The 17,829-nt window shown below is 67.7% G+C and carries 21 protein-coding genes; 6 read left to right on the top strand and 15 right to left on the bottom strand.

What is annotated here, in order from left to right; genetic code table 11:
• Position 1 precedes the first annotated feature (1 nt).
• On the bottom strand, positions 2 to 1,129 hold the full coding sequence (locus Csp2054_RS01570; protein ID WP_096897527.1) for a hypothetical protein: 1,128 nt from the start codon (positions 1,127 to 1,129) through the stop codon (positions 2 to 4).
• Between the two features lie 214 nt (positions 1,130 to 1,343).
• On the opposite strand from Csp2054_RS01570, the gene Csp2054_RS17610 reads away from it, so the two are divergent.
• Both Csp2054_RS17610 and Csp2054_RS01560 read left to right on the top strand, forming a co-directional pair.
• A complete protein-coding gene (locus tag Csp2054_RS17610; protein ID WP_141399077.1) occupies positions 1,344 to 1,910 on the top strand; it encodes a hypothetical protein in 567 nt (188 codons plus the stop codon).
• Positions 1,911 to 2,454: 544 nt separating this feature from the next.
• Positions 2,455 to 3,636, top strand: coding sequence for an IS30 family transposase (locus Csp2054_RS01560; protein ID WP_096897647.1), 1,182 nt, complete (start codon positions 2,455 to 2,457; stop codon positions 3,634 to 3,636).
• Positions 3,637 to 3,765: 129 nt separating this feature from the next.
• Here the strand turns inward: Csp2054_RS01560 and Csp2054_RS01555 are convergent, their stop codons facing one another.
• The 5 genes from Csp2054_RS01555 to Csp2054_RS01535 all read right to left on the bottom strand — a co-directional run bounded on the left by Csp2054_RS01555 (position 3,766) and on the right by Csp2054_RS01535 (position 8,819).
• Positions 3,766 to 4,161, bottom strand: a complete 396-nt coding sequence (locus Csp2054_RS01555; protein WP_096897525.1) for a low molecular weight phosphatase family protein — start codon at positions 4,159 to 4,161, stop codon at positions 3,766 to 3,768.
• Between the two features lie 176 nt (positions 4,162 to 4,337).
• Positions 4,338 to 5,573, bottom strand: a complete 1,236-nt coding sequence (locus tag Csp2054_RS01550) for an FAD-dependent oxidoreductase (protein WP_317951502.1) — start codon at positions 5,571 to 5,573, stop codon at positions 4,338 to 4,340.
• A 20-nt stretch (positions 5,574 to 5,593) separates the two neighbouring features.
• A complete protein-coding gene (locus Csp2054_RS01545; RefSeq protein ID WP_096897524.1) occupies positions 5,594 to 6,010 on the bottom strand; it encodes an arsenate reductase ArsC in 417 nt (138 codons plus the stop codon).
• Positions 6,011 to 6,030: 20 nt separating this feature from the next.
• Entirely contained in the window at positions 6,031 to 7,428 is a 1,398-nt protein-coding gene (locus Csp2054_RS01540; RefSeq protein ID WP_096897646.1) for an arsenic transporter, read from the bottom strand.
• 5 nt (positions 7,429 to 7,433) lie between these two features.
• Positions 7,434 to 8,819, bottom strand: a complete 1,386-nt coding sequence (locus tag Csp2054_RS01535; protein WP_096897523.1) for an FAD-dependent oxidoreductase — start codon at positions 8,817 to 8,819, stop codon at positions 7,434 to 7,436.
• 116 nt (positions 8,820 to 8,935) lie between these two features.
• Between Csp2054_RS01535 and Csp2054_RS01530 the strand changes: the two genes are divergently transcribed.
• Complete coding sequence (locus Csp2054_RS01530) at positions 8,936 to 9,289, top strand: ArsR/SmtB family transcription factor (protein ID WP_096897522.1); 354 nt, start codon at positions 8,936 to 8,938, stop codon at positions 9,287 to 9,289.
• A 117-nt stretch (positions 9,290 to 9,406) separates the two neighbouring features.
• Here the strand turns inward: Csp2054_RS01530 and Csp2054_RS01525 are convergent, their stop codons facing one another.
• The 4 genes from Csp2054_RS01525 to Csp2054_RS01510 all read right to left on the bottom strand — a co-directional run bounded on the left by Csp2054_RS01525 (position 9,407) and on the right by Csp2054_RS01510 (position 12,010).
• Positions 9,407 to 10,102, bottom strand: coding sequence for a cytochrome c biogenesis CcdA family protein (locus Csp2054_RS01525; RefSeq protein ID WP_096897645.1), 696 nt, complete (start codon positions 10,100 to 10,102; stop codon positions 9,407 to 9,409).
• A gap of 29 nt (positions 10,103 to 10,131) precedes the next feature.
• Positions 10,132 to 10,632: a signal peptidase II gene (locus Csp2054_RS01520; protein WP_175349921.1), complete on the bottom strand. Its 501-nt coding sequence runs from the start codon at positions 10,630 to 10,632 to the stop codon at positions 10,132 to 10,134.
• Between the two features lie 92 nt (positions 10,633 to 10,724).
• Positions 10,725 to 11,303, bottom strand: a complete 579-nt coding sequence (locus tag Csp2054_RS01515) for a TlpA disulfide reductase family protein (protein WP_255252561.1) — start codon at positions 11,301 to 11,303, stop codon at positions 10,725 to 10,727.
• 32 nt (positions 11,304 to 11,335) lie between these two features.
• Positions 11,336 to 12,010: a DsbA family protein gene (locus Csp2054_RS01510; protein ID WP_096897519.1), complete on the bottom strand. Its 675-nt coding sequence runs from the start codon at positions 12,008 to 12,010 to the stop codon at positions 11,336 to 11,338.
• Between the two features lie 70 nt (positions 12,011 to 12,080).
• Between Csp2054_RS01510 and Csp2054_RS18425 the strand changes: the two genes are divergently transcribed.
• Positions 12,081 to 12,212: a hypothetical protein gene (locus Csp2054_RS18425; protein WP_255252560.1), complete on the top strand. Its 132-nt coding sequence runs from the start codon at positions 12,081 to 12,083 to the stop codon at positions 12,210 to 12,212.
• Between the two features lie 23 nt (positions 12,213 to 12,235).
• Here Csp2054_RS18425 and Csp2054_RS01500 read toward each other — a convergent pair whose 3' ends face one another.
• From Csp2054_RS01500 to Csp2054_RS01480, 5 genes are all read right to left on the bottom strand, one after another.
• Positions 12,236 to 13,456: a M23 family metallopeptidase gene (locus Csp2054_RS01500; RefSeq protein ID WP_246328688.1), complete on the bottom strand. Its 1,221-nt coding sequence runs from the start codon at positions 13,454 to 13,456 to the stop codon at positions 12,236 to 12,238.
• Complete coding sequence (locus tag Csp2054_RS01495) at positions 13,453 to 14,046, bottom strand: copper resistance protein CopC (RefSeq protein ID WP_175349923.1); 594 nt, start codon at positions 14,044 to 14,046, stop codon at positions 13,453 to 13,455. Before Csp2054_RS01495 ends, Csp2054_RS01500 begins: the two co-directional genes overlap by 4 nt.
• 13 nt (positions 14,047 to 14,059) lie before the next feature.
• Positions 14,060 to 14,707 carry a M23 family metallopeptidase gene (locus Csp2054_RS01490; RefSeq protein WP_175349924.1) on the bottom strand — a complete coding sequence of 216 codons (648 nt, stop codon included), beginning with the start codon at positions 14,705 to 14,707 and terminating at the stop codon, positions 14,060 to 14,062.
• A gap of 291 nt (positions 14,708 to 14,998) precedes the next feature.
• On the bottom strand, positions 14,999 to 15,406 hold the full coding sequence (locus tag Csp2054_RS01485; RefSeq protein WP_141399075.1) for a hypothetical protein: 408 nt from the start codon (positions 15,404 to 15,406) through the stop codon (positions 14,999 to 15,001).
• Positions 15,407 to 15,517: 111 nt separating this feature from the next.
• Positions 15,518 to 16,483, bottom strand: a complete 966-nt coding sequence (locus Csp2054_RS01480; RefSeq protein ID WP_096897513.1) for a cytochrome c oxidase assembly protein — start codon at positions 16,481 to 16,483, stop codon at positions 15,518 to 15,520.
• Between the two features lie 47 nt (positions 16,484 to 16,530).
• Between Csp2054_RS01480 and Csp2054_RS01475 the strand changes: the two genes are divergently transcribed.
• Together Csp2054_RS01475 and Csp2054_RS01470 are read left to right on the top strand one after the other, a co-directional pair.
• The gene (locus Csp2054_RS01475; RefSeq protein ID WP_096897512.1) at positions 16,531 to 16,893 is read left to right on the top strand and encodes an ArsR/SmtB family transcription factor; all 363 of its coding nucleotides are present in this window, start codon (positions 16,531 to 16,533) and stop codon (positions 16,891 to 16,893) included.
• Positions 16,890 to 17,810 carry a cation diffusion facilitator family transporter gene (locus tag Csp2054_RS01470; RefSeq protein WP_096897511.1) on the top strand — a complete coding sequence of 307 codons (921 nt, stop codon included), beginning with the start codon at positions 16,890 to 16,892 and terminating at the stop codon, positions 17,808 to 17,810. Before Csp2054_RS01475 ends, Csp2054_RS01470 begins: the two co-directional genes overlap by 4 nt.
• Positions 17,811 to 17,829 lie beyond the last annotated feature (19 nt).

Below are 17,829 nucleotides of genomic sequence, written 5' to 3'. Positions count from 1 at the left end.
GTTACCGAACTTCGCGAGCCTCAGCGAGGATCCGTCGACGGTGCTCGGAAGCGTCCATCGTCGGAATGTGCCGCAGGGACGTGACCAAGTGCTCCGGCTTGCGCAGTCCGCCGGCAGCCATGAGCTCCCCGACGTGCGTGCCGCCAGCGAGGTGCGTAGTGATCCACGTAGCGCGCATTCGCGTGGGGACTGGCTTCGGCTCGTTGCCGAAGTCGGTGTGATTGATGAACGGCGTGACGAAGTTGTAGGTCGCCTTTCTGTCCTCCCCGCCAAGCACCCATGCGTCGTCCGGCACGTCCGCGAGGGAGTCGATGAGGAGCTGTTCCCATCGTTCGAGCACAGGTACCGACCTCGGCCTTCCGCCCTGGACGTCGACGAGCGCTCCGTCACGGTCAACGAGCACGTCGCTCCGCCGCAGCTGCTGCATCTCCCACGGGTCAAGCCCAGCACCTGCTCCCAGGGCGAGGACTGCGCCAGCACCTCGACGTCGCAGTGCCGTCGACTGCCCAAGCGCCCAGGTCTCGAGCAGGTTCATTTCGAGGTCGGTGTACGGGGCGGTAACGGACTGCCCGTTCAACGGCGCAAACTCGATCGGTCCCTCGTCGGGGAGGACGACCTCCGAGATCCGGAGCAGAAAGGACCGGTAGTCGCGGAGCGTCTTATCCTTGAGGTGGAGGTCGTCGCGGGAGATGTACCGGCGGATCAGCACCGGGTGGAACACGTTCGCGACCTTCTGCATCCCGTTGATGTGGACGACCCAGTCAACGTACGGCGTCACCGCGACCATCAGCCGCTCAGCGAGGTAGGCACACGCGGGCGCGACGAGCGCGACAGCGTCCAGCACGAACGGCTCGATGTTGGCCCACCGGTCGGTGGGAACCGACTGGCTCCGGTACTTCCGCATCGCGTGGAGGGGCTCTGGGCGAAGCTGCGCGATAAGAGTCCCGTTGTCTGGGTTTGAGCTTCGGGCACCGAGCGTTGAGTCCCCGAGGATGAGCGGCTCGGGTTCCCAACATTGGACGTGCGAGCAGTGCTCGACGGGACCTTGACGTGGGAACGGACGGCCGAACGCGGCGCCCATCGGCCGCCCCAGGGCGGTCGCGGACGTGATGGTCTCCTGGTTCGGCACGACGAGGTGCTCGGTTGAACTCGGTGAGCGGAGCGCCGCTCGAACGGCGGAAGGGAGCGAAGGCATGCCACGGCTATGCCTGACGGCCGCGCCTTGACGTGAAGAACGTCAAAAAGTCGAGCAACCCGACCCCGAAGGACGAGTCCGAGCCGACTTCCCCGGCTGGTTCGGACGTGCCGGCATAGCTCCAGGACAACGACTCCTGGAGGACCCCTTGGACTACCGCACCGCTACCCGGGAAGAACGAGCCGCCGAGTTCATCGACTTCGCGACGAAGCTGCACGACGGCCGATACGACTACGCGCACGTTCCACTCGGCTACGTCAACGGCGACACCAAGGTCACCATCATCTGCCCCGACCATGGGCCCTTCGAGCAGACCCCGCGCGAGCACCGCCGAGTCCGCGAAACGCCCTGGGGCCCACAGCGTGGCCAGGGTTGCCGAGACTGCAGAGGGTTCAACGCTCAGGCGAAGATTCGTCGCGAGCGATTCGTTGCGAAGGCTCTGGCCACGCACGGCGACCGGTACGACTACACCGATGTCGTGTACTTGGACGCGCGAACCGACGTGACCGTGAACTGTAGCGAACACGGAGCATTCTCAGTCCGGCCAGACAACCACACCTGCAAATACGCGACCGGCTGCCCCAACTGCGCCCTCACATCTCACCGCTCGGCACCGCGGTCAAAGAAGAAGTCAGAGGAAGGCCAGTGGCGGAACCGCCCGGCAGGGACGACCACCGGACGGAAGCGGACCCCGCGCAGCGCGGAGACCCGCTAGCTGCGCCGTCGACCGCAGCCCCACTACTCGTTCGCCTCAACGTGTCAGCACCGGGCACGTCGTGAGCGACGGCGAGGCTTGCAACCAGCCGGCAGCGGGGGAGCGGCTACCCGAATCGGCTGCGGGCAGAGCGATCCGTCGGCCCAACCCACACCATCGCGATGGCGTTCCACGGGATGTTCTCGCGGTTCGTCGGCTTGCGGCAGCAGGCAGGGTTGTTGTTGTGAAGAGGGGAGCGAAAGTGTCTCGAAGTGCCTCAAACTGTCTGTTCCGCTCCTTGTTTGTCTGCCGCCAAGGCTTCCGCGACTTGGCGAGTGCTGTCGGCCGGCGGCGGAAATGGCAGCCGCTGATCTGCCTAGAAGCCCACGGGAGTGTGGCCGCCCCACCCCGATCTGGATCGGTAGTGCGCTGATCGTGATCGGCCTGGTGTGCTGGATCGTCGAGGGCGTTCTAAGCAGTCGCACGACAGGCGGCGGACCGTCTCACTAGCCGATCGTGGGTTCAGCCGGTCGTTGCAACACCACCGTGAATTGGAGTGTTGCAGATGGGATCGAGGCTGGACCACCGTGCCCGAGAGGCGCGGTTCTGGGAGCTATTGAGACAGGGTCTCGGACGCACGGCGGCCTGTGATGCTGTCGGCGTGGACCGACGTCAGGGATACCGATGGGTCAAAGCAGCCGGCGGACGGAACCCGTTCGCCAACACGCCCCGCTCCGACAGGTACCTCAGCCAAGAAGAGCGGCTCCAGATCGCAGACCTACGCCAGGACGGTGAGGGCGTGCGCGCGATCGCCAAAGCACTCGGTCGGTCGCCGTCGACGATCAGCCGCGAGCTCACCAGGAACGCAGCGGCTGGCGGAACCTACCGGCCGTACTCGGCTGAGAAGCAATGCCGTGCTCGTGCGCGACGCCCGAAACCGCGGAAACTCGACCGGCTGGAGCTCGCTCTGCAGGTCGAGCTGCGGTTGGTGCGGAACTGGTCCCCGGAGCAGATCCGTGATGACCTGGCTAGGACATTCCCCGACCGGCCGGAGATGCACGTGTCCCACGAGACGATCTACCAGTCCCTCTTCGTCCAAGGCCGCGGCCACCTGCGCGCTGACCTGCACAAACACCTCCGCACCGGCCGAGCCCTCCGCCGGCACCGCGGTGAACGTCGGCAAGCGTCGTGGTCGAAGATCCGCGACATGATCCTGATCAGCGAACGCCCCGCCGAGGCCGACGACCGGGCCGTTCCCGGCCACTGGGAAGGCGACCTGATCGTCGGGATCAACGCCCGCAGCGCGATCGGCACCCTCGTCGAACGCACCACCCGCTACGTGATGCTGCTGCATTTGCCCAACGGGCACAGCGCCGACGCGGTCCGTGACGCGATGATCCCCACCATCCAGACCCTGCCCGAGCATCTGCGCCGGTCGTTGACGTGGGATCAAGGCACCGAGCTTGCCCGACACAAAGACATCACCCTCGCCACGGACCTCGCGATCTACTTCCGCGACCCCCACAAACCCTGGCAGCGCGGCTCAAACGAGAACACCAACGGGCTGCTCCGGCAGTACTTCCCGAAGTCCACCGACCTCAGCATCCACAGCCCGGAACGGCTCCTCGAAGTCGCGGCTGAACTCAACGGCCGCCCCCGCAAGACCCTCGACTACCGCAGCCCTGCAGAAGCATTCGAACAGCTACTCTCGGACCCAAAACAACCACCCGTAGCAACGACCCCTTGAAACCGCCGGTCCTTCAACGGACGAGTGGTCAGAGCCTGTCCTTGACGCAGTTCTGTCTGTCTCAGATGTGTGAGCAGCTTCGTTCTGTGTCGTGCTTCTGGCTTCGCTTGGTGTCGGGTAGGCCGGTCGCTACGGCTGCAGGAGCTCTCGTTCGATGCGTTCCGCGACGGCGTTCCGCATCGGTCGCACGTCTGCCGGTGACCAGGAGGTGGGGTCGGGGAACGACCACTCGAGGACTGTCCCGCGTGGTTCGGCGGGGAGTTCGAGACCGGGCTTCATGAGGACGACGATGTCCGCCTGTTCGAGCAGGTCGGGCGTCACTCGCCGGGGGACGCGTCCGGTGATGTCGAGGCCGAGCTCGCCCACGGTCGCGGCGATCGAGGGGTTCACCTCGTCGGCCGGGGTGATGCCGGCGGAGGTGGCCGTGTACCGGCCGGGGGCCGCGATTTCGAGGAGGGCGGCGCCGAGTTGGGAGCGTCCGGCGTTGTGCTTACAGATGAACAGGACGGTCGGCTTCGTGGTCATGGGCGCGAGTCCGGTCAGTTGGTGCAGCACGAGGTGCTGTCAGTGGCCGGCTCCGGCAGAGTGCAGCACGCAGCCTCGTCAGCGGCAGGAGTGCCGGTGACGGCTGGGGTGGTGCAGCAGGAGCTGCCACCGATGTCGGAGGAGCAGACGCCCGTTTCGGGGAGGACGAGTTCGAGCTATCGGGCTCCGGTGTGGTCGCCAGCGAGTTCAGCGGCGATGGAGCGGACTTGCTCGTAGCCGGTGAGGAGCAGGAAGGTGGGGGCGCGGCCGTAGGACTTCATGCCGGCGATGAAGAAGTTCGGCTCTGGGTGCGCCAACTCGGCGACACCGTGCGGAGGGACGGAGCCGCAGGAGTGCAGGTTCGGGTCGATGAGCGGCGCGAGGGCTCGGGGTGCTTCGACGATGTCGTCGAGGCCGAGGCGGATCTCGCGGAGCATGTCGAGGTCGGGCCGGAACCCGGTCGCGTTCACGATGACGTCGACGGTCACCGCGAAGGGCTCTCCGGCGCGACGGCCGGTGACGGTGACCTGGTCGCCGTCGGCGCGGACGTCGTCGATCTCGTACGAGGCGATCTGCTGCACCTGACCGGACTCGACGAGCCCGTGGACGGTGGACCCGAGCTGCCCGCGGGCGGCGAGCCCGTCTGCGGCGTCGGCGCCGAGCCGGGCTGTGCCGGCGTTCCGGACAGCCCACAGCACGTCGGTACTCGGCGCGATCTTGGCGAGGCTGGCGAGCTTGATGAGGGTGTTCGCGGCGGAGTGGCCGGCACCGACGACGAGGACCCGCTTCCCCGCGAACCGGTCACGGTCGGCGCCGAGGACGTCGGGCAGTGCGTGGACGACCCGGTCGCCGAGATCCGCGGCCGGTACGAGGCCAGCGGCAGTGAGGGGGTTCGGGGACGTGTAGGTGCCCGAGGTGTCGACGACCGCACGCGCAGTCACGTCAGTGACGCCGTCGGCGGTGTGGAGGCGGAGCAGGAATGGGGTGTCTGCGCGGCCGGTGGAGCGGGTGCGGTCCATGCCCTGCCGTGACACCGCTTCCACGCGGGTGCCGTACTGGATCACCGGTGCGAGCTGCGGGGTCGCCGCGAGGGGCGCCAGGTACGTGTCGACGAGGTCCTGGCCAGTGGGCAGAGATGACGCACGGGGTGCTTCCCAGCCGGTGGCTTCCAGGAGTCGCTGGGCGGCGGGGTCGATGACGTACCGCCACGGGGAGAACAGTCGAGTGTGCCCCCACGCGCGAACGCTCGTCCCGACCGTCGGGCCAGCTTCGTAGACCACGACATCGAGGCCCTGATCGAGGAGGTGCGCGGCGGCAGCGAGCCCGACGGGGCCGGCGCCGATGACGGCAACGGGGAGTCCGGTGAGGCGGTCCGCGTCAGTCCGTGGTGGGACAGTGAGGGTGAGCGTCATGATCTGCGGCTTCCTGGTCGTTACGCGGTTGCTTCGGTGGGCAGCAGCTCGGCGAGGAGCGTCTGGACGCGGTGCTTGATGTCGTCCCGGATGGGGCGGACGTCCTCGATGCCGCGACCGGCAGGATCGGTGAGGTCCCAGTCCTCGTACCGCTTGCCGGGGAAGATCGGGCAGGCGTCGCCACAGCCCATGGTGATGACGGCGTCGGATTCCCGGACCGCGTCGGTGGTGAGGATCTTCGGCTGGTTGCCGGCGATGTCGATGCCGTCTTCGGCCATCGCCTGGATCGCGACCGGGTTGATCTGGTCCTTCGGCTCGGAGCCGGCGGAGAGAACCTCGACGCGGTCGCCACCGAGGGCCTGGGCGTACCCGGCGGCCATCTGGGACCGCCCGGCGTTGTGGACGCAGACGAACAGGATCGTGGGCTTGTCACTCATGGGTGTGTGTCTTTCCGGGTTCAGCGGATGAGGGTGAGCCAGCCGGCGAGGGCGGCGAGGGTGACGGCGAGAACGGGGATGGTGAGGACGATGCCGGTGCGGAAGTACTGCCCCCACCCGATGTGGATGCCCTTCTTCTCCAGCACGTGCAACCACAGCAGGGTCGCGAGGGACCCGATGGGGGTGATCTTCGGGCCGAGGTCGGAGCCGATGACGTTGGCGTAGACCATCACCTCGTGGGTGAGGCCGGTCGCGCCGGCGCCGCCGATGGCGAGGGCGGCGATGAGGACGGTGGGCATGTTGTTCATCAGGGACGCGAGGATCGCGATGGTGAACCCGACGCCGAGCGCGGTGACGAGGACCCCGTGGTCACCGAACACGTCGAACAGCTTCGCGAGGTGGTCAGTGAGCCCCTGGTTCTGGAGGCCGTAGACGACGAGGTACATGCCGATGGAGAACAGCACGATCTGCCACGGCGCCTCCCGGATCGTCTTCCACACCGGAATCACCCGCCCCGACGCTGCACTTGGTTCGGTGCCGCCGGCGGTGACGGTGGCGGTGCCGCGGGTGCTGACGAGGACCGGCGCTGCCTCGGCCCGGGCGAAGAGGAACGCGGGCTGCCGGGCCGCCACGGCGACGATGACGACCGCCCCGACACCGGCGACGGCCGCGAGCGGGACGCCGAGGGGGTCGGCGGCGAAGTAGCCGACCAGCAGCAGTGCCAGGACGACCCAGCCGGTGCGGAACGTCGCCCGGTCCGTGATCGCGGCGGCGGGGCTGGTGAGGGCGAGGACGTCGTACCGCTTCGGGATGCTCTTGCCGAAGTAGAGCAGCAGCATGCCGAGGGAGGCGAGGACGGAGACGATGCCGACGGGGATCATGACGGCCGCGTACTCGGCGAAGCCGAGGTGGAAGTAGTCGGCGGAGACGATGTTGACCAGGTTCGACACCACCAGCGGCAGGCTGCCGGTGTCGGCGATGAACCCGGTGGCGAGGATGAACCCGAGCGCCGCCTTCTGCGGCATGTTCAGGGCCCGGAGCATGCCGACGACGATTGGGGTGAGGATCAGCGCGGCCCCGTCGTTGGCGAACACCGCCGCGATGACGGCGCCGAGGCCGACGATCAGCACGAACAGCAGCCGTCCGTTGCCGCGGCCCCAACGGGCGACGTGGAGGGCAGCCCACTCGAAGAACCCGGCCTCGTCGAGGATCAACGAGATCAGCACCACCGCGACGAACGTCAGTGTCGCGTTCCACACGATCCCGACCACGGTCGGGATGTCGGAGAGGCCGACGACGGTGGTGGCGAGGGCGATGACGGCGCCGATGAGCGCGGTGTAGCCGATCGGGAAGCCCTTGGGCTGCCAGATCACCACCACGAGCGTCGCGACGAAGATCGCCGCAGCGAGCACAGCCATCACCATCAGGCAGTCACCCCGGCCTGGTTCGCGGCCGCGGCGCGCTCCCAGCCCTGCGCGGCGACCTGCACAGCGTCCCACGGGGACCCGAGCGGCGGCGTGTAGCTGAGGTCGAGATCGATCACGTCGTCGACGGTGAGTTCCGCGTGGAGGGCGGTGGCGAACGTGTCGATGCGCTTGCTGATCTCCGCGGTGCGCTGCCCGACGATCTGCGCGCCGAGGAGCCGACCGGTGGTCTGGTCGCCGGTGACGCTGATCGTCAGCGGGACGGCGCCCGGGTAGTACCGCTTGTGGTCATCCGCCACCGTCACCCGAGTCAGCGGCGGCACCTCGAGCGGGCTGGTTTCGTGCTGGCGGAGGCCGGTGCGGGCGGCGACGAGGTCGAACACCTTCACCACCTGCGTCCCCACCGAACCGGCGAACGTCTTCGAGCCGCCGAGCATGTTCTCCCCGGCGACGCGACCCTGCTTGTGCGCCGTCGTCCCGAGCGGCAGCCACGTCGTGCCGAGAAGCCGGTGGTGCGTCACGACGCAGTCACCGGCAGCCCACACGTGCGGCACCCCGGTCCGCATGGACGCGTCGACCACGATCGCGCCAGCCTGGCCCAGCTGCGCTCCAGCGGCTACGGCGAGTCCCGTGACGGGACGGACGCCGACGCAGACCACGACGAGGGCGAACGTGCCCTCCGCGTCGCCAGAGGTCGAGCTGGTGGCGACGCGCCACTGTCCACCGTCTGCCGGTGTGATCCCGGTGACAGTGGACCCCGTCAGCACGGTCGCGCCGTGGCGGCGGACCTCGGCGGTGACGAGGGAACCGAGTTCGGGGTCGAGGGTGGAGAGCACTTCGGGACCGCGCTGGATCAGCGTCGTGTCGAACCCACGGGCGACGAGGCCCTCGGTCATCTCCAGGCCGATGTACCCGGCACCGACGACCGCGACCCGGCTCCCCGCCGGCAGCAGCTCGAGGGCAGCGACGACCTGCTCGGCGTCGGTCATGGAGTGCAGCAGGTGGATGCCCGGTTCCCCGAACGGGACCCCGGCCGGGCGCACCGGCTCGGCGCCGGTGCCGATCAGCAGCTCGTCGTAAGCGATCTGCTCTTCCCCGGCGGGGCCCGTGACGGAGAGTCGGCGGCGATCGACGTCGACGGCCGAGGCCCACGTCGAAGAACGCACAGTCATGCCGGCAGCCTCAAGATCGGTGCGGGTGCGGTGCGCGAGGGACGCTTCCGTGGCGACGTCGCCGGACACCCAGTACGGGATGCCGCAGATGGAGAAGTTCGGGAACTCGTCGGCGAGCACCACCGTCACGTCGGTGGTCGGGTCGAGTTCGCGGGCGCGGAGTGCTGCGGCGATGCCGGCGTCGCTGCCGCCGACGGCGAGGAGGTGAGTCATCAGGCTGGTCCTTCACGGATCGAGCGGGAGCCGAGAGCCGGCAGCTACATCGAAGCACGTCGATATCGATGTGCGCAAATATAGACGCGTGTCGAAGTCCGTGGGAGGATGAGGTCATGACGATCGAGCTGCTTCCCATTCAGGACGTCACTGCGTGCTGCTCGCCCGTCACGACCGAGGCGATGGACCAGGCATCCGCCGAGGTCCTCGCGAAGTCGCTGAAGGCGATCGCCGACCCGGCCCGCTTGCGGCTGATCTCGATGGTCGCAGCGCACGACGGGTCCGAGGCATGCGTGTGCGACCTGCAGGAACCGCTCGGCCTGTCCCAGCCGACCGTGTCCCACCATTTGAAGGTCCTCGTCGACGCCGGGATCCTCCACCGTGAGAAGCGCGGCACCTGGGCGTACTTCTCCCTCGTTCCCGGCGCCCTCGACACCCTCGCCGGCCTGATCGCCGCACCAACGCGCTAACCCTCAACAGCGCCGCGGCTTCCTAGGACTGATGGGCAGTCGCCCCGATGCCGTCGGCGATTACGCACTGCATGCTGCTGTGCTCGTCACGGTCCGGGTGTGGGAAGTTCCGGGGGACTACAGAACGACTGGTGTGTTCGCGACCACCCCTTGCAGGATGGTCATGATGAGGCTCCACATCCCGGTGAGCATCGCGATTCCGGTAGCGATGAGGATGCATCCGCCGAGGAGATTGACCGCCCGGATGTGGTTCCGTAGGTACTTCACTGTTCGGCTGGCCCAGCCGAAGCCGGCAGCAATGATGATGAACGGGATGCCGAGGCCTAGGCAGTAGGCCAAGCCGAGGGCTGCGCCGCGGAGTCCTGTACCGGAGTCGAGGCTGAGAGCGGTGATGGTGGCGAGGGTGGGGCCGAAGCAGGGCGTCCAGCCCAATCCGAACGTTGCTCCCAGCAGCGGTGCTCCGAGGAGACCGGGTCGCGGTCTCCATGCCGTTCGAACGGTCTGTTGGAGCGGACGGAAGAGCCCAATGAACGCGGCTCCCATGATGATGACGACGACTCCGAGAAGGCGGATGACGAGGTCCTGCCATCGGACGAGCCATGCGCCAGCGGCGCCAAACGCTGCACCGTACGCGATGAAGACCAGTCCGAACCCGACGACGAAGAGTGTGGCGCCGGCGAGGGTGCGACGCGTTGTGACGGCGGTCGCGGAGCTGCTGACATAGCCGAGGTATCCGGGCACAAGGGGGAGGACGCACGGTGAGGCGAAGGAGATCAGTCCGGCGAGCATGGCAATCGGAACAGCGGCCAGCATCTGCCCACTGAAGACGGTCTCTTGCAACGTCAACGAAGTTCCCGGTTCTCAGGTTCAGTCGGATCGTCGGCGTTGGAAGTGCCGGCGGTGCCACGCGTGGTTCGGGGCGTTGGGGATCGAGCGAACGTGATCGCGAGGATGATGACGCCGACGAGGATCGCAATGTCCGCGACGTTGCCGATTGCGATGTCGGCGTAGTTGATCATGTCGACAACGGCGCCTTCGCCGAGGTTTTTCCCGCGGGTGAGCCGGTCGCTAAGGTTGCTGGCTGCGCCGCCGACTAGACAGCCGACGCCGACGGCGATGATGAGCCGGAGGCCGGTCGCTGCCCACACCAGCAGGCTGGCCACCACGAGTGCTGCGAGGACGGAGAGTATCCAGGTTCGTCCTTCGGCGAGGGAGAATGCCGCTCCACGGTTGAACGCCAATTGCAGGCCGACCAAGTCGCCGAGGATTGGAATGGGCCGGTGGGGGTCGAGGTGCCAGAGCGCCCACAGTTTGGTCTGCTGATCAACCGCCGCGACGAGCACCCCAACCCCGACCACCGTCGCGAAAGCGCGTCCCCGCCGAGAGGTGGAGCCGCGTTCTGCGCCGGCTGGGTGGTGTGGAGGGCTGCTGCTACTCATGTCCGGGTGAGCTCGTCTTCGATGAGTGTGGCGAGGGTTCCCGGTCCGCCGATGGCTCCGAGGATCCGCACGGCGACCCTCCCGCGGGTGTCGAGGACGATCGTGGTGGGGACAGCGTTTGGCGCCACTTCGCCGGAGAGCGCGAGTTGCATGCGACCGGTGTCAGCGTCGAGGATCGATGGGTAGGTCACGTTGAAGCGGCGTTCGAAGGCTTCTGCGGTGCCCTGAGCGTCGCGGACATTTACGCCGATGAACTGCACGTCTTGGGTTTCGAAGCGTTCGGCGACCGTGTTGAGGTGCTTCGCTTCAGCGCGGCACGGCGGGCAGGAGGCGTACCAGAAGTTGAGGACGACAACCTGCCCGCGGAGATCCTCGCTGCTCAGTTGCGTGCCGTCCGTCGCGGTCTCGTCGAAGCGCACCGGTGTGCCCCGGTTGGATGTTGGCACCTGCGTCACGGTGCCGTCGCCGGACACGTAGTTCTTCGTTTCGCCGCCGCGGTACTGGGAGCTCAGCGCACCGGTTTGACCGCCGGCACACCCAGCCAGCAGCATCACCGCGATTGCTGCCGCCGTCACGGCGACTCCTCGGCGCCGCACTCGGAGGCCGGTCATCGTGTTTCCTGTACCGCGTCTGCCACAGCAGCTTCCAGGTCCGTGTAGGTCTGCAGGGGAACCAATTCGCCGTTGATGAAGAACGTAGGTGTGCTGTTCACGCCGAGTGTCGTACCGAGATCAACGTCCCGCTGAATGCGCTCAAGCACTGCTTTGCTGGTGACGTCGCGGTCGTATTGGCTCATGTTCAGGCCCAGGTCTTCTGCGTAACCGCGGAACCGTTCGGCCTGCGAGTCGGTGCCTCGCTCGCCCCACTCCTTCTGCGTCTCGTACATCCGCTGGTACATGTCTTCGACCTTGTTCTGCTGGGCGGCGGCTTCGACGGCGGCGGCGGAAGTGCGGGAGTTGCCGTGGCCGGGGAGGGGGAAGTATCGGAATCCGAAGGTGACGTCGCCCTTGTACTTCTGGCGGAGCTCCTCGACGTAGGGGTAGAACGCCGCGCAGGCTTCGCACTCGAAGTCGAGGAATTCGACGACGGTCACGGCGCCCTTGCCGGGAGGGCCGAGCACCCGTGTTGGCGTCACGGCACCGGTTGGGCTCGAAGACGCCGCCGTTGCTGCGGTTGGCGCTGAGGGAACGTTGGCGCGGATGATGAAGACGGCGGTAACGATGAGGACGAGTGCGCCGGCGATGAGGCCGGATACGACACCGATGCGGGTGCTACGAGTCATGGGGTCCCTTTGTTGAGTGGGGATTGGGGGCGCGGCCCCGAGCGGAACGTGCGAGGAGGAGGACGGTGATGTGGCCGATGAGGGCGAAACCGAAGCAGACCGCGCCGATCACGTAGACGCTGCCCGGTCCTGGGCCGTCACGGAGCAGCATCACGCTGCAGGCGGCGACGGCGATCGTGAGGACGATTACCTGCACGGCTGACCAGGTCGTCCGTATGGACCCCATCAGGCGCCCTTGCCGTTGAGGAACGGGGTTGGCGGGGTCGCGGTGCCGCCCTGCCGCACCTCGAAGTGCAGGTGGCAGCCGGTGGAGAGTCCGGCGTTGCCGACTTCCGCGATTTTCTGTCCGGCGTTGACGCGCTGTCCGACGGTGACTTGCACGCCGGCGGTGAACATGTGCGCGTAGTTGGTGGTGACGCCGCCGCCGTGGTCGATGGTGATGAGGTTTCCGTAGCCGCCGTAGGGGCCGGCGTAGGTGACGGTGCCGGCGGACGCGGCGTAGAGGCCCGTGCCACATGCGGCTCCGAAGTCATCGCCCGCGTGGAGGCGGTAGTAGCCAAGGACCGGGTGCAGCCGGTTGCCGTACGCCTGGTACGAGCTGTACGACGTGATCGGCATCGTCCATCCCGATGCGGAAACGGCCCCGGGGTTCGACGGGGTCTGCGGACGGTTCTGCGCAGCTTGTGCTGCAGCAGCCGCCGCGGCGGCTCGCGCGGCTGCAGCGCGGCGCCGCTCAGCCTCCGTGTACGCCGCCTCCGTACTCAGCGTCCGATTGCGGAGCACCGCAAGCTGGTCGGTGAGTTCCCGCTGTCGGCTGCGCTGGGTGGCCTCCGCAGCGGCAGCGGCAGTGGCGGCCGTCGACGCGGCCGTGAAGGCGCCGGCAGCGGTGTTCCGGAGCTGGTCCCGCTTGCGCTTGGCGGCCTTCGCTTGCTTGCTCAACGCCGTCGCGGTCCCAGCCTTGGTAGCGGCGTCGCCGAGGGCGGTGTTCATGGTGTCGGTGACCTTGGACGCTGTGCCCAGACGGGAGAGGAGATCGTCAGTGTCCGCCGTAATACTCACCGTGAGATCGCGTCCTGCCGACCGGGAGAGATACGCCGACCAGGACGCGATCTGCTCCTCCGCGCCGGCGGCATCCGCTCGTGCTTCGTCGGCCTGCGCGGTGAGCGTGTCGAAGCGGCCAGCCGCAGTGTCAGCGGCGTCCTGAGCGACTTGCAGCTCGCGTCCGCGGGCGGCAGCGTTCGCCTTGGCCGTCGCGGTCGTTTCTTCGAGTTCCGCGACGAGCGCGGCGATCTGCTCGGCCTGCCGGGAGGCGGCCGCTTCGTCGCCTCGAGCGCGGAGGACGTCTGCCCAGCTCGGTGCCGTTGCTGCCGCCGCGGGTGCTGCGGGCAGCGCAGCGATGACGATCCCGATGATGGTGGCCGCGGCGAGCGTGGTGCGCCGCATCATTCGGGGGCCTTCGGGCGGCGGCGGGTGATGAGCAGGATCCCGACGACCGCGAGGACGAACAGCCCGGTCAGACCGCCAAGTGCCCAGATCGCCGGGCTGGTGTCCTTCGCGCTGCCGCCCTGGGCTGTTGCTGTTCCTGTTGCGGTCGGGGAGGCGGTTGCTGCGGGTGTCGACGGTGCGGCTGAGGCTGTCGGGGTTGCGGATGCGGTGCTGCCGGTGGAGGTGAACTGGTAGCCGCCGGAGATCGGGTGCCCATCGACGGAGACGCTGCGCCAGGCGAGTTTGTACGTGCCGGGGGCAGCGACATCGACGGGTTTGGTGAGGGTGCTGCCGTCGACGTTCAGCGTGCCCGTGGTGACTTCGGACCCGTAGGGCCCGATGACGCTGATCACCAGTCCGGATTCCAGCCCCGCCAACGGCTGCTCCGAAAACGTCAGGGTGACCGCGTTGAGGTCGCCGCTGATGGTGGTGTCGGCGGCGGGCGTTGCTGATGCGAGGGCGTCGTGCGCACTTGCCGGGGCAGCCATGGTCAGTGCCGTGGCGAGCACAGTTGCCGGGATGAGGGTTGCGATAAGGGTGCGAAGTCGCACGAGTGCCTTCCTGTTAGAAGTTGCGGCCAGCATTGCTGCGCAGCCACGCTTCCGGGTCGATGGGAGTGGCGCCGCCCTGATGCACCTCGAGGTGCAGGTGCGCTCCGGTACTGCGACCGGAAGACCCGACAAGCCCCACCCGGTCGCCGACAGCGACGCGTTGCCCCGTCCGGAGCGGGGACGAACCGATGATCATGTGGGCGTACAGCGTGGACACGAGCTGCCCGCCGACCTGGTGGTCGATGATCACGTACTGCCCGAACTCCGAATGCCGACCGGAGACGCGGACCACGCCATCCGCGACGGCGCCGATGGGGGTGCCAGCTCCGGGGGTGAGGTCGAGGCCCTGATGCGCTGTTGAGCAGGTGGCGCATGGCGCAATGCGATACCCGAAGCCGGAGCTCTGCGGCACCGGACCGGGGAACGGCCAGCGAACATCACCCCCGCCGGTGACGGCGCCCACCTGACCGGTTGCAGTACCCGGTGTGCTGCTGACCACTGCCGGGGTGCTGACGGTGAAGGAGTCGCGCTGAACGGTGGGGTCCAACGCCGCAGCCGCCACCTGGAGGCTCTGACCGGTCACGCCGGGGGCGAGGATCGTCGCCGGCGCGGCCACGGATGCCGTTGCCGGCCCAGGCAGTGCGGCAGTTGCAAAGAGCACGACGGCTGCTGCTGCACTCGTTATCACCAACTGCGAGGAGAGAGCCCTCCTCGGGCGAGTGGGGGAGCCCGTGACGATGCGCGGACGGGGAAGGGGTCGGTGTCGGAGCTGCCGGGGGGCGCGTGCTCGCTGGGCGAGGCGTTCAGCGTCGAGGGCTGCGCGGCGCGTGAGGGGAGTTGGGGGATCGGGCAGGAGAGCGGTCTGGTTCGTCACAGGTCTGCAAGAAGGCTTCCGTTGAGCGGGCAAGACGCAGTCGACGACCCCAGGGAGCGGGGTCGTCCGGAAGGAGAATCAGACGCGTGCGATCGACAGGACCGTCAGCGATACCGCTGTCTGGTCCTGTCGGATGAGCCGCGGTCGCAGTCTGGCGAGTACCCGCGACAAGGAGAACAACGGACGGCGGAGGTCGTGCGCAAGCAGCGCCAGGACGAGGCCGGCACTCATCACCAGCGCCGCCAGTCCCAGCAGTGCGCAGAAGATGCCGCTGACGCCTTCGTGCTGGTCCACGTGGGCGGCGCCGGAGGTGTCCTGTTCCAGTTCGGACACGGTGGATGCGCCGGTGAGGCTCGCCACCGGGTCGTCCGTGTGCGCGGCCAGGTTCTGCAACGTCATCGCGCCGAGCAGCAGCAGGACGGCTGCGATCACCGCGGTGGCAGCGCGAAGCAGCCGGAGCGGGAGGAGGTGGCGAAGCGTCGTCATGATGAGGATGGCCCGATCGGTGCGGCCGCATCTATTGTGCAGGACCCTGTCAAGCGCCACAGGTGAGTTCGCTGGGCGTGTTCGGACGTCTGGACGTGCGGTGCCGGTGGGTCACCCGTGCTGCTCGTGGGGTGGGATGGTCCGTCCTTGCAGCCGTGCGAGGTGCGCGTTGTAGGCGTCCAGATCGGGGTCGCCGTCGCGATCGATCGCACGGTCCCGCTCCCGGCTCTTCCGAGATTCGTGGCGGAACCAGCTGGTCATCAGGATCAGCACCAACGCGAGCGAGGGTGCCTCTCCGTAGGACCATGCCAGCCCGCCCGCGAACGCTTGGTCGCCGACGGCGGTGATACCCCACGCGGCAGGGATGTCAGTGAATGCGGGCACGAGCGGCACGGTCGCCATCATCAGGATGACACCGAAAAACGCGTGCAGCGGCATCTCCAGAAACGCATCCAGCAGCCGGCCGAGGTGCCCCTGTCGGCGTGGCAGCGGGTCGGTGGGAATCAGCGGAGCGGTGAAGAGCACTCCGGCGGCGAGGAACGCGAGCTCGAGGCCGACGTGTCCGGCCCAGGTCTGGAGGAGCGCGTCGGCGGCGCTGGTGAGGTAGAGGCCGTAGAAGGTGATCAGGAACAGCGGAATCATGAACCCGGGATGCAGCAGGAACCGTCCGATCCGTGATCGCAGCCCGAACATCGCCGACTGCAACACCAGCCGACCGGGGCCGCGATGCGGTGTCGCTCGGAGGAGCAACGTGCCCGGTGCGCCGAGGACGAGCAGCAGCGGAACGGTCATCATCAGTGTGAGCTGCTGGAACATGAACGCGGAGAACAGCACGAAGCCGTAGCCCTCGATGCCGGCGCCCATCGTGACCGCAAGCAGAACGCAGCCAGTCAGGAACAGCACGCCCCGCCACATCGGCCACGGCCGGCGTTGCAGCCGAATGCGCAGCCATCCGGTCACGTACGCGGCAGCGAGCAGCAACGCGATCACGGGGATCACGGGCACGGGCTGCAGCGTCGGTGCGAGCAACGCGGCCAGGGTGGGCGGTGCGGTCGGTATCCACGCCAGCGATTCCATGCCACCCGACGGTAGACACCTCACCATCAACATGCAACCATATTCGCATGAGCGAATATTCGAATGTGGGGTTGGCGGAGTTCGACGATGCACACGTCGAACTGGCCGCCGAGATCTTCGCCATGCTCGCCGACCCGACTCGCATCCGGCTCGTCCTCGCGCTCCGGGAGGAGGAGATGCCGGTGGGGCACCTCGCTGCCGTCGTTGACCGATCCCAGACCGCCGTGTCGCAGCATCTCGCGAAGCTGCGCATGGCCCGCATGGTCACCACCCGGCAGGAGGGCAACCGGGTCTACTACCGCCTCGCGAACGACCACGCCAACAAGCTCGTGCACGACGCCATCTTCCAGGCCGAGCACACCGTCGGCGACGTCGTCCGGCACCATCACAACACGGAGCACGACGCATGAGCACTCCGCACGACCATGGCATCGACGCGCACGCCGTGAACCGCCGGCGCCTCGCGATCGCCTTTGGCATCACCGCAACGATCCTCGTCGCCGAAGTCATCGGTGCCATTGCGACCAACAGCCTCGCGCTCCTCGTCGACGCAGCACACATGCTCACCGACGCCGGCGGGCTGGCAACTGCACTCGTCGCGGCGAACCTCGCACGACGACCCACGACTGCGAAGCGCACCTGGGGCTTCGCCCGCGCCGAGGTGCTCTCTGCCACAGCGCAGGCAGCAGTCCTGCTCGCGGTCGGGCTGTTCGTCCTCATCGAAGGGGTCCAGCGGCTGTTCGCACCTCCGGAGATTGCCTCCGGGGGGCTGTTCGTCTTCGGCATCATCGGCCTCGTCGGTAACATCGCGTCGATCCTGGTGCTCGCCTCCGGACGGAACGCGAACTTCAACCTCCGAGCCGCGTTCCTCGAGGTCCTCAACGACGCCCTCGGATCCGTCGCCGTCATCATCGCCGCGATCATCATCGCCGTCACCGGTTGGGGCGGAGCCGACGCCATCGCAGGGCTTCTCATCGGCGTGCTCATCCTGCCGCGGGCGTTCAAGCTGCTCCGAGAGACCGTGAACGTGTTGCTCGAGTCCACGCCGACAGGCCTGAACCTCGACGACGTCCGCACACACCTGCTCGAGCGGGAACACGTGATCGATGTGCACGACCTCCACGCGTCCCAGATCGCGACGGGCCTGCCGGTGCTCACCGCACATGTCAGCATTGACTCCGCCTGTTTCACCGACGGCAGCGTGCCGGCACTACTCGATGACCTCCAGCGGTGCGTCGCGGAACACTTCGAGGTCAGCGTCGAGCACTCCACCTTCCAGCTGGAACCGGCCGGACACAGCCAACACGAACACACCCCCCACGTCTGACACGTCGCATGCTTCTCCA

The sequence above is a fragment of the Curtobacterium sp. 'Ferrero' genome (assembly GCF_002412165.1).
Classification (GTDB): Bacteria; Actinomycetota; Actinomycetes; order Actinomycetales; family Microbacteriaceae; genus Curtobacterium.
Note: the sequence above shows the minus strand (reverse complement) of the source record. Positions and strands in the feature narration are given on the sequence as shown.

What these genes read in the sequence shown, in the direction of transcription:
- Csp2054_RS01540 (WP_096897646.1), bottom strand. Translation starts at nt 7,428, where the DNA reads ATGGCTGTGCTCGCTGCGGCGATCTTCGTCGCGACGCTCGTGGTGGTG.
- Csp2054_RS01500 (WP_246328688.1), bottom strand. Translation starts at nt 13,456, where the DNA reads ATGATGCGGCGCACCACGCTCGCCGCGGCCACCATCATCGGGATCGTC.
- Csp2054_RS01475 (WP_096897512.1), top strand. Translation starts at nt 16,531, where the DNA reads ATGAGCGAATATTCGAATGTGGGGTTGGCGGAGTTCGACGATGCACAC.
- Csp2054_RS01480 (WP_096897513.1), bottom strand. Translation starts at nt 16,483, where the DNA reads ATGGAATCGCTGGCGTGGATACCGACCGCACCGCCCACCCTGGCCGCG.
- Csp2054_RS01550 (WP_317951502.1), bottom strand. Translation starts at nt 5,573, where the DNA reads ATGACGCTCACCCTCACTGTCCCACCACGGACTGACGCGGACCGCCTC.
- Csp2054_RS01470 (WP_096897511.1), top strand. Translation starts at nt 16,890, where the DNA reads ATGAGCACTCCGCACGACCATGGCATCGACGCGCACGCCGTGAACCGC.
- Csp2054_RS01555 (WP_096897525.1), bottom strand. Translation starts at nt 4,161, where the DNA reads ATGACCACGAAGCCGACCGTCCTGTTCATCTGTAAGCACAACGCCGGA.
- Csp2054_RS01535 (WP_096897523.1), bottom strand. Translation starts at nt 8,819, where the DNA reads ATGACTCACCTCCTCGCCGTCGGCGGCAGCGACGCCGGCATCGCCGCA.
- Csp2054_RS01510 (WP_096897519.1), bottom strand. Translation starts at nt 12,010, where the DNA reads ATGACTCGTAGCACCCGCATCGGTGTCGTATCCGGCCTCATCGCCGGC.
- Csp2054_RS01560 (WP_096897647.1), top strand. Translation starts at nt 2,455, where the DNA reads ATGGGATCGAGGCTGGACCACCGTGCCCGAGAGGCGCGGTTCTGGGAG.
- Csp2054_RS01485 (WP_141399075.1), bottom strand. Translation starts at nt 15,406, where the DNA reads ATGACGACGCTTCGCCACCTCCTCCCGCTCCGGCTGCTTCGCGCTGCC.
- Csp2054_RS01545 (WP_096897524.1), bottom strand. Translation starts at nt 6,010, where the DNA reads ATGAGTGACAAGCCCACGATCCTGTTCGTCTGCGTCCACAACGCCGGG.
- Csp2054_RS01530 (WP_096897522.1), top strand. Translation starts at nt 8,936, where the DNA reads ATGACGATCGAGCTGCTTCCCATTCAGGACGTCACTGCGTGCTGCTCG.
- Csp2054_RS01525 (WP_096897645.1), bottom strand. Translation starts at nt 10,102, where the DNA reads ATGCTGGCCGCTGTTCCGATTGCCATGCTCGCCGGACTGATCTCCTTC.